The following is a 520-nucleotide window of genomic DNA, read 5'->3' on the forward strand; positions in this document are numbered from 1 at the left end:
TTCTCGTCGTTGTTTGCTGTGACTTTTGCTTTTGACTTTCGGCTACGAAGCACGATCAAACCAAAACCGCCCAAAACCACAGCCAGTGGACCAAGCCATAAAATCGCTGTCGACATAGTGAATGGCGGATTGTAAGTCACGAAGTTGCCGTAGCGCGCGATCATGTAATCGACGATCTCTTCTTTTGACTTGCCCTCTTTCGTCATTTCGTAGACCTTGTGGCGCAAGTCTTGAGCAAGTTCGGCATTCGAATCAGAGATGGTGTTGTTCTGACATTTAGGGCAGCGCAATGTGTGTCCTAGCTCTTTGAACTGTTGCTCCTGCTCTAAGTTGTCAAACTCATACACTTCAATTGCAGCATGTGCCGCCAACGAGAATGTTAGGGCTGCAAACACAGCTAAAATCACTTTTCTCATTGCTTCGCCTCCTCAACCAGCTGGTTGTACATTGGTGCTAACGTGTCGGCCCAATTTCGAGGGTTAACATCACCTACATGACGGTAACGAATGACACCATTCGC

At 47.5% G+C, this 520-nt stretch carries 1 protein-coding gene and 1 pseudogene; both read right to left on the bottom strand.

The annotated features are described in order from the left end of the window. On the bottom strand, nt 1-416 hold a 416-nt coding region (locus R7044_RS27985; RefSeq protein ID WP_225456348.1), incomplete at its 3' end, for a cytochrome c-type biogenesis protein. Next, nucleotides 413-520, bottom strand: a pseudogene (locus tag R7044_RS27990) (DsbE family thiol:disulfide interchange protein); the annotation flags it as partial. The pseudogene R7044_RS27990 and the gene R7044_RS27985, both read right to left, overlap by 4 nt.

It is taken from the genome of Vibrio sp. 1402, from assembly GCF_033340275.1.